The sequence below is a fragment of the Bacillota bacterium genome, assembly GCA_012837285.1.
Taxonomy (GTDB): Bacteria; Bacillota; DTU030; order DUMP01; family DUMP01; genus DUNI01.
The window spans coordinates 1-3192 of record DURJ01000103.1 but is presented as its reverse complement, the minus strand read 5'-3'; the positions used below and the strand labels follow the sequence as shown (position 1 = coordinate 3192).

3 protein-coding genes are annotated in these 3192 nt (G+C 44.9%); 2 read left to right on the top strand and 1 reads right to left on the bottom strand.

All coding sequences use genetic code 11. The features are described from left to right. Positions 1–583 precede the first annotated feature (583 nt). Both GX016_05880 and GX016_05875 read left to right on the top strand, forming a co-directional pair. Complete coding sequence (locus GX016_05880; GenBank protein HHT71088.1) at positions 584–994, top strand: hypothetical protein; 411 nt, start codon at positions 584–586, stop codon at positions 992–994. Positions 995–1238: 244 nt separating this feature from the next. Beyond that, complete coding sequence (locus tag GX016_05875; GenBank protein ID HHT71087.1) at positions 1239–2243, top strand: DUF4065 domain-containing protein; 1005 nt, start codon at positions 1239–1241, stop codon at positions 2241–2243. A gap of 506 nt (positions 2244–2749) precedes the next feature. Here the strand turns inward: GX016_05875 and GX016_05870 are convergent. Next, on the bottom strand, positions 2750–2896 hold the full coding sequence (locus GX016_05870) for a type II toxin-antitoxin system PemK/MazF family toxin (protein ID HHT71086.1): 147 nt from the start codon (positions 2894–2896) through the stop codon (positions 2750–2752). Between the last annotated feature and the right edge of the window lie 296 nt (positions 2897–3192).

The window sequence follows — 3192 nt, the reverse complement described above, 5'->3', positions numbered from 1 at the left end:
CTTTTCGAACCGGACTAGCCAAAGCTTGGCTACATGCTCTACGGCGCCGAAGCCAGAAAGGAAGGAACCTGACCTGGAATAAGTTCCAGCACTGGTTTTCCATGCGGATACCAACCGCCCGAGTAGTCCACCCATACCCGAATCAACGCCTCTGCGTCTGACCTAAGTTAAGATCCCAGCGTGCGGTAATCCCGCACGCTGGGATCTGTACGGGGGGTGCCAGGTAACTGGTATCCCTACCGTGACTTGTGGCAGGCGCGGTGGATTGCTTGGTACCGAGGACAGTATCGGTAACCGAGGAATAACTGAAAATTGGGGGCGTGTCGCAAAACGTTTTCTTCTATACGTGGCGCGGCGCGCCTTTTTCGATTGTTTTTCCGCAAGAGACTGGAAGATGCGGTGGGTTTCTTCCGGTTTCACTGTCCGGATGTACCGGAAGGAACAACTTGGGGGAGACGACGGTAAATGGGTTCGACACCAATTGCATCCTGCTACTTAACAATGCTATAATCGCATCAATTAATGCATAATTACTTTACAAACAGCATATAATATAGTATCATTGCATCAAAGAGGTGGTGCAATGAATCCATACTATAAACTGGACTTTAGTAAAGGACAAATTGTTGCTACACTTCAGGTAATACATGATTGCGTTAGCAAGAACCGATACATTATTTCAAAAGGCAGCAACAGGCAGCAGAATGAGGATTTTATCCGGCATTACAATCTCACCAGTACAAAACAAAAAAGGATTCTCCTAAATATTGCACCAGAAGATTTTTGCCATGCCTTACAAAATACTAACTTGGGATTTGAACATGAGGTCTTATATGTCTTTTGTCCACAGGTCGTGCTGTCTAATCTGGATGACAACGAAGAAACAGTAGATGTTTATACCAAATTCAACATTATCGATTACAGTGAGGAAAAGCGCGTGGTTGTTATATCATTCCATAAACGTAATAAGCCGATATGTTACCTATTTAGATAATGCTCGGAACAAAAGGAGGAGTCTGGGGTACTAGCCTGCTTCGTGAGAAATAGGAGGGCCAAGAGAGTATGATTCCTAAGGGCTGAAATAGCTTACACGCTAGGGTTTATTCTAGGCCGCCTATATTCAGGAATGTTAGTCCAAGGAGTGAGAGTAACTTCGCTCTTGCTTATTAAACTAATGCAAAATGCTAAGAATATGGAGTCTGAAGGAGGTATATCAAGATTAAAAAGGAGGGAGATTTGTGGGGAAAAAAATTACATTCTGTGAAGAATGCAGGAAAGATGTCCCCTATTCTGTAGAAAGTGGTGCCATTAAAGGCACATTAAAAGGCGAAGAGTATGAGTTCATTGGAGGCATAGCGTTATGTGGCGAATGTGGCGCAGAAGTATATGTGGCCGAAATAGAGGATGGGAATCTTAAGGCCCTGTATGATGTGTACCGCCAAAAGAATGATATCATTTCGTTAGAGAAAGTTAGACAAATCCCGGAGAAATACGATATCGGCAAACGCCCACTTTCTTTGCTTCTGGGTTGGGGCGAAATGACGTTCAGCCGCTACTATGATGGTGATATACCTACAAAGCAGTATGCTGATGTATTACAGAGAATTTATCAGGATCCGGCTTATTATTTGTCGTTACTGGAACAAAACAAAGGGAACCTTAAATCTCAGGCAGCTTATAGAAGGAGCAGACGGGCCACCGAGGCATTACTAGGTCGGCGAAAAAGCGGCGTTTCTAAAATGAATGAGGCTGTTGATTATTTGTTGTTCCAGTGTGAAGATATTACGCCATTGGCATTACAGGGACTTCTCTACTACATTCAGGGCTTCTATTATGCTTTCACGGGTGATTTCTTATTTGCCGAGGATTGCGAAGCCTGGGTACACGGACCGGTCTACCGGGAAATATATAATCATTATCGCAGTTACTGTTTTAATCCGATAGAAGGCAATGAGGAGTTCGATATCTCTGTATTTACGGATACGGAGAAAGCCGTTATCGATAGCATTATTCAGAACTTTGCCTGTTATAGCGGGAAAATCTTGGAACAGTTTACACACTCTGAAATGCCTTGGATGAAAACGCGTGGCGATTTGCCATCCAACACACCTTCTAATCGCATAATCAGCAAAGACCTTATTGGTACGTATTTTGTTGCAGTAAAAGAAAGGTATGAGATGCTAACACCTGATGACATTGAGAATTATGCTCAGGTTTTGTTTCGCAGGGCGATAAGAATCTAACGAGACTACTCCGATTTATTTTTGTTGGAGACCATGGCGACCACCAGCACTACCAATGGGGGCGTCGGTGGCAGGTGCCCACGAAAAACCCGAAGCCCCCACCCTGGCATCTTTATCTACCAGAGACCTAATGCCTTTTTGCAGTATGAAGCGTTCGTCAGATAGAATTTCTCTTGATTCTGCTATTACCTTATGGGGCTTGTCCCCTGCCAATGGTTCAGCTTCGATTTGAATACTGCCAGCTTCCTTGTGGCCATACAACACCTACTGCAACTAAGAAGCAATCTCGGTTTCTACCAGCGGCAGCAACGCTACCTTCCGGAGATAGAACTCAACCACCTCTACCGTTCCTTGGACATCCTGGCCGAATACAAAGAAACGCTAGAACAGGATCTGTTTGCTAAGAACCGTAATCTCTTCAACATGAAAGTGGATGTGGTCTTCTTTGACGTCACCACCTTCTCCTTTGAAAGCGTTCGGGCCCATATGGCGTTGCGAAAAGAATCTTACCATTCTGTAATTGGGGTAATAATCCTGAGGGGTAATGTACCCACAAAGTCGCTACTAACAACAACACAGGGGCGGAGTTTTCGCATTTTCGCCCCCTTTATATGGTCTAGTTCAACATCCCAAATCCGGCCTCTATTTATCATGAGGTTCTATCTTCCCCAGATTAGCATCTGTAAACTCTGTTAGTTGTTGGTCACTACGGATCGCCCTGCCTGTTTCTACATAATGAACAAGACCGCCTGCATAAGGCGGTCTTTGTGTGTTCGTCCGGCATGTTTACCAAGCCGATGGGTTGAAAGAAACCCTATCGCCTAACCAGCGGGAAGATAACCCGTAAGCAAGGGCATCACAGGCTAACGGTGGTGTCTGAAGGAAGCTGAAGGGGGAATTTGGAACATAGCGCAAGCGAACCGGTGTTGGCTCTTCAAGTGGGTAACCT

Excerpts from the sequence above, each read along its gene's own strand:
- GX016_05870 (HHT71086.1), bottom strand. The coding sequence starts at position 2,896 with ATGATAAATAGAGGCCGGATTTGGGATGTTGAACTAGACCATATAAAG.
- GX016_05880 (HHT71088.1), top strand. The coding sequence starts at position 584 with ATGAATCCATACTATAAACTGGACTTTAGTAAAGGACAAATTGTTGCT.